The sequence below is a fragment of the Variovorax paradoxus genome (genome assembly GCF_000834655.1).
Lineage (GTDB): Bacteria > Pseudomonadota > Gammaproteobacteria > Burkholderiales > Burkholderiaceae_C > Variovorax > Variovorax paradoxus_F.
Genome location: NZ_JXQQ01000066.1, coordinates 1 through 5,291 on the forward strand (window position 1 = coordinate 1; position 5,291 = coordinate 5,291).

Genomic DNA, 5,291 nt, shown 5'->3' on the forward strand with positions numbered 1-5,291 from the left:
TCGCTCACCGTGTAGGTGAAGCTGGCCGTGCCGTTGAAGTTCGGCGCGGGCGTGAAGACCACGTTGCCGCCCACCAGGCTCACGGTGCCGTTCACCGCGCCCTGCACGCTGGAGATGGTGAGCGTGTCGCCGTCCACGTCGGTGTCGTTGCCCACCAGGGTGGCCGCCGGGATCGACAACGGCGTGTCTTCGGTCGCCGCCACGGTGTCGGGGTTGGCCACCGGCGCATCGGCCACGGGCAGCACGGTGATCGTGAGCGTGGAGACGTTGCCGCTGGAGCCGTCGGTCAGGTTGTACGTGACCACCGGCACCGGGCCGTTGTAGTTCGCGGCCGGCGTGAAGGTGAAGCTGCCGTCGCTGTTGATCACCAGCGTGCCGACATTGGCGATGGTCGCGGTCTGGCCCGCGGTGTAGGCGGTGGCGTCGCCCGCCACGCTGAAGCCCACGACCGTCACCGGGCCGTCCACGCTGCTCGTGCCGTTGAGCACCGAGCCGGTGAGCGCGGTGTCCTCGTTGGTGCTTGCGTTTTCGTTGGCGTCGGTGAAGGGGTCGTCCACCGGCGTCACGGTGAGCGTGAGCGTCGAGCTGGCGGTGGCCGTGCCGTCGCTCACCGTGTAGGTGACCACGGGCACCGGGCCGTTGTAGTTGGCCGACGGCGCGAAGGTGTAGCTGCCGTCGCTGTTGATGGTGAGCGCACCCACGCCCGTGAGGGTCGCGGTGCTGCCGGCCGTGAAGGTGTTGCCGCCGACGCTGAACTGCGTCACCGTGAGCGGGTTGCCGTCCACGTCGGTGTCGTTGGCCAGCACGTTGCCGCTGGCGGGCGTGTCTTCCACCACCGTGCCGGTGTCGGCATTGCCCACGGGCGCATCGTTGACCGGGGCCACGTCGATGGTGCTGGTGTCGGTGTCCGTGAGCGCGCCGCCGCCGGTGTTGCCGCCGTCGTCGGTGGTCATCGTCAGCAGCACCGGCCCGTTGGCGTTGGCCGCGGGCGTGAAGACCGGCGCCGTGGCCGCCAGGTAGGCGTTGATGGCCGCCTGCGTGCCCGTGAGCACGAGCGTGCCGGTGCCCGAGCCGCTGACACCCACGCCCCCGCCGGGGCCCGCAGCGAGCGTGCCCGAGCCGACCGACAGCGTCACCGTGATCGTGCCGCCCGCGGCGTCCACGTCGGACACCGAAATGCCCGTGAGCGCAAGCGTCGTGTCTTCGGTCGCCGGGTAGCTGGCGGGCAGCGTGTTGACCGGCGCGTCGTTGACCGGCGCGACCGTGATGGCGAGCGTCGATGTGTCGGTGCTCGACCCGTCGGTCATGCCGTAGGTGACCAGCGGCACCGGGCCGTTGTAGTTGGCCGCGGGCGTGAAGGTGTAGCTGCCGTCCGCGTTGACGGTCAGGGTGCCGACGCCGGCGATGTCCGCCGTCTGGCCGGCGGCGTAGGCGGTGGGATCGCCCGCCACCGTGAAGCCCGTCACGGTGACCGGGCCGTCCACGCTGGTGGTGCCGGTGAGCACCGAGCCGGTGAGCGGCGTGTCTTCGTTGGTGGTGACCGTCTCGTTCGCGTCGGTGAACGCATCGTCCACCGGCGTGACGGAAAGGGTGAGCGTTGCGGTGTCGCCGAGCGTGCCGTCGCTCACCGTGTAGGTGACCACGGGCACCGGGCCGTTGTAGTTGGCGGCCGGGGTGAAGGTGTAGCTGCCGTTGGCGTTGATCACCAGCGAGCCCACGCCCGCGATGGTGGCCGTCTGGCCGGCGTTGAAGGTGCTGCCGTTCACCACGAACTGCGTCACCGTGAGCACGTCGCCGTCCACGTCGCTGTCGTTGCCCAGCACGTTGCCGGTGAGCGCGGTGTCTTCGTCGGTCGTGCCGGTGTCGTCGTTCGCTGCCGGCGCGTCGTTGACGGGCGCGATGTTGAAGGTGAGCGTGTTGGGCGCCGCATCGAAGGCGCCGCCCGAGTCCTGCACCGAGAAGGTGAAGCTCGCGTAGGTCGCGCCGTTGCCGTTCGCGCCCGGCACGAAGGTCAGCCGGCCCGCGGTGATGTCGGCCACGGTGACCGTCTGGCCCGCGGCAATCGCCACGCCGTCGAGCAGCAGCGTGCCGTTGACGGGCAGCGTGTCGATGCGCACGCTGGCCAGGCTCTGGCCCGCATCGGTGTCGGTGAACGGGAAGTTCGCCGGGGTCAGCACCACCGGCGTGTCTTCGGTGCCGTTGACCGTGGTGTCCGCGCTCTGCGGCGGCGTGTTGGCGCCCACGTTGACCGTGAGGATGGCGGTGTCGGTACCGCCCTTGCCGTCGCTCACGGTGTAGGTGATCTGCACCGGCCCGCTCACGTTGTTGGCGGGCGTGAAGCTCAGCGTGCCGTTGGCGTTGATGGTGACCGTGCCCAGCGCCGGGTTCACCGTGGCCGCGGTGATGGTGAGCGGGTCGCCGTCCACGTCCGCGTCGTTGGCGAGCACCGGGATGTTCGCGAGGGGCGTGTTGATCGGCGTGGTCGCCACATCGTCGCCGGCCACCGGCGCATCGTTCACCGCCGTGATGTTGAAGCTGAAGGTGTTGGGCGACGGGTCGGTGTTCTGCCCGCCATTGGCGGTGCCGCCGCTGTCCACCACCTGGAAGGTGAAGGCGCCGATGCCCGCGCCGTTCACGTTCGCTGCCGGCGTGAAGGTGAGCTGGCCGAGGCTGCCGACCGGAATCACCTGCCCTGCCGTCACGGCCACGCCGTTCAGGCGCAGCACGCCTTGCGCCGCATCGGGCAAGGTGGTGATGACCACCGACTGCAGGCTGTGGGCCGGCGTGTCGTTGGCATCGGTGATCGGGAAATCAGCCGCCGAGAAGGTGTACGTGCCGTCTTCGTTGATCGTGACCGTGCGGTCGGTGCCCGCGGGTGCGTCGTTGACGTCGGCGATGCCGATGGTCGCGGTGTCGGTGTCCGTGAGCGTGCCGCCCGTACCCGTGTTGCCCAGGTCGCTGGTGGTCATGGTCAGCGTCACGCTGCCGTTGAAGTTGGCCACCGGCACGTAGTTGGGGCGCGCCGCGCTCGCCAGGTACGCATTGATGTTGGCTTGCGAGCCTTCGAGCACCAGGGTGCCCGTGCCGCTGCCCGTCACGGTCACGCCGCCGCCCGAAGCCGCCGTGAGCGAGCCGCTCGGCACGCTCAGCGTCACGCGCATGGGGCTGCTGCCCGCATCCGCATCGGTGATCTGCAGCCCGGTCAGCCCGACCGTCGCGTCTTCGTTGGTCGTCCAGCCCGTGGGCAGGGTGTTGACCGGCGCGTCGTTCACCGCCGAGACCGTGAGGGTCAGCGTCGAGGTGGCGGTGGCCGTGCCGTCGCTCACCGTGTAGGTGATGACCGGAACCGGGCCGTTGTAGTTGGCTGCCGGCGTGAAGGTGTAGCTGCCATTGGCGTTGATGACCAGGGTGCCGACGCCCGCGATGGTGGCCGTCTGGCCCGCGGTGAAGGTGCCGTCGCCGGCCACGCTGAAGCTGGTGACGGTGAGCGCGTCGCCATCCACATCGGTGTCGTTGGTCAGCACGTTGCCCGTGGCGGGCACGTCTTCGGTGACGGTCACGGTGTCGGGGTTGCCCGCCGGTGCATCGTTGGCTGCCGTGACGCTGATGGTCAGCGTCGAGGTGTCGCCGCTCGAACCATCGGTCAGGCTGTACGTGACGACGGGCACCGGGCCGTTGTAGTTCGCAGCGGGCGTGAAGGTGTAGCTGCCGTTCGCGTTGATGACCAGCGTGCCCACGCCTGTGATGGTGGCCGTCTGGCCCGCGGTGTAGGTCGTTGCATCGCCTGCCACCGTGAAGCCGGTGACTGTGACCGGGCCGTCCACGCTCGTGGTACCCGTGAGCACCGAGCCGGTCAGCGGCGTGTCCTCGTTCGTCGTGACGGTCTCGCTCGCGTCGGTGAACGGATCGTCCACGGGCGCAACGGTGATGGTCAAGGTAGACGTATCCGCGCTCGAACCGTCGGTCATGCTGTAAGTGACCACCGGCACCGGGCCGTTGTAGTTCGCGGCCGGCGTGAAGGTGTAGCTGCCGTTGGCATTGATCACCAAGGTGCCCACGCCCGCGATCGTGGCCGTCTGCCCGGCCGCGTAGGTCGTCGCATCGCCCGCCACGCTGAAGCTGGTCACGCTCACCGGGCCGTCCACGCTCGTGGTGCCCGTGAGCACCGAACCGGTGAGCAAGGAGTCTTCGTTGACGCTCACGGTTTCGTCGGCATCGGTGAACGCATCGTCCACCGGCGTGACCGAGATCGTGAGCGTCGAATCGGCGGTGAGCGCGCCATCGCTCACCCTGTAGGTGGCCACGGGCACCGGGCCGTTGTAGTTGGCCGCCGGCGCGAAGGTGTAGCTGCCGTCGGCGTTGATCACCAACGAGCCCACGCCCGCGATGGTCGCGGTCTGGCCTGCGGTGAAGGTCGAGCCGTTGACCACGAACTGCGTCACCGTGAGGGCATTGCCGTCCACGTCGGTGTCGTTGGCCAGCACGTTGCCGGTGGCGGGCGTGTCTTCGTTCACGACCACCGTTTCGGGGTTCGCGACCGGCGCATCGTTCACCGGCGCGATGTTGAAGGTGATGGTGTTGGGCGTTGCGTCGAACGCGCCGCCCGAGTCCTGCACCGAGAAGGTGAAGCTCGCATAGGCGGCGCCGTTGCCGTTCGCGGCCGGCACGAAGGTGAGGCGCCCGGAAGTGATTTCGTTCACCGCGATCGCCTGCCCCGGCGTGACGGCCACGCCGTTCAGCAGCAGCGTGCCGTTGGTCGGCAGCGTGTCGATGCGAACGCTCGCCAGGCTCTGGCCCGCGTCCGTGTCGGTGAACGCGAAGTTCGCGAGCGTGAGCGTCAGCGGCGTGTCTTCCAGGCCGTTGACCGTGGCGTCCGCGCTCTGCGGCGGCGTGTTGGCGCCGATGTTGACGGTGAGCACGCCGGTGTCGGTGCCGCCCTTGCCGTCGCTCACGGTGTAGGTGATCTGCACCGGGCCGGTGACGTTGTTGGCCGGCGTGAAGTCGAGCGTGCCGTTCGGGTTCACGGTGACCGTGCCCAGCGCGGGGTTCACGGTCGCACCGGTCACGGTGAGCGGGTCGCCGTCCACGTCGGTGTCGTTGGCGAGCACCGGGATGTTGGCGAGCGGCGTGTTGATCGGCGTGGTCGCCACGTCGTCCGTCGCCACGGGGGCGTCGTTGACCGCGCCGACATTCACAGTCACCGTGGCGGTCGACGTGCCGCCGTTGCCGTCGCTCACCGTGTAGGTGAAGCTGGCCGTGCCGTTGAAGTTCGGCGCGGGCGTGAAGACCAC

The 5,291-nt window shown here is 69.3% G+C and carries 1 protein-coding gene; it reads right to left on the reverse strand.

Translation table 11 applies throughout. The features are described 5' to 3' along the window. Positions 1–5,291: tandem-95 repeat protein (locus tag RT97_RS23640; RefSeq protein ID WP_155403876.1), on the reverse strand; the 5,291-nt coding region annotated here is incomplete at both ends.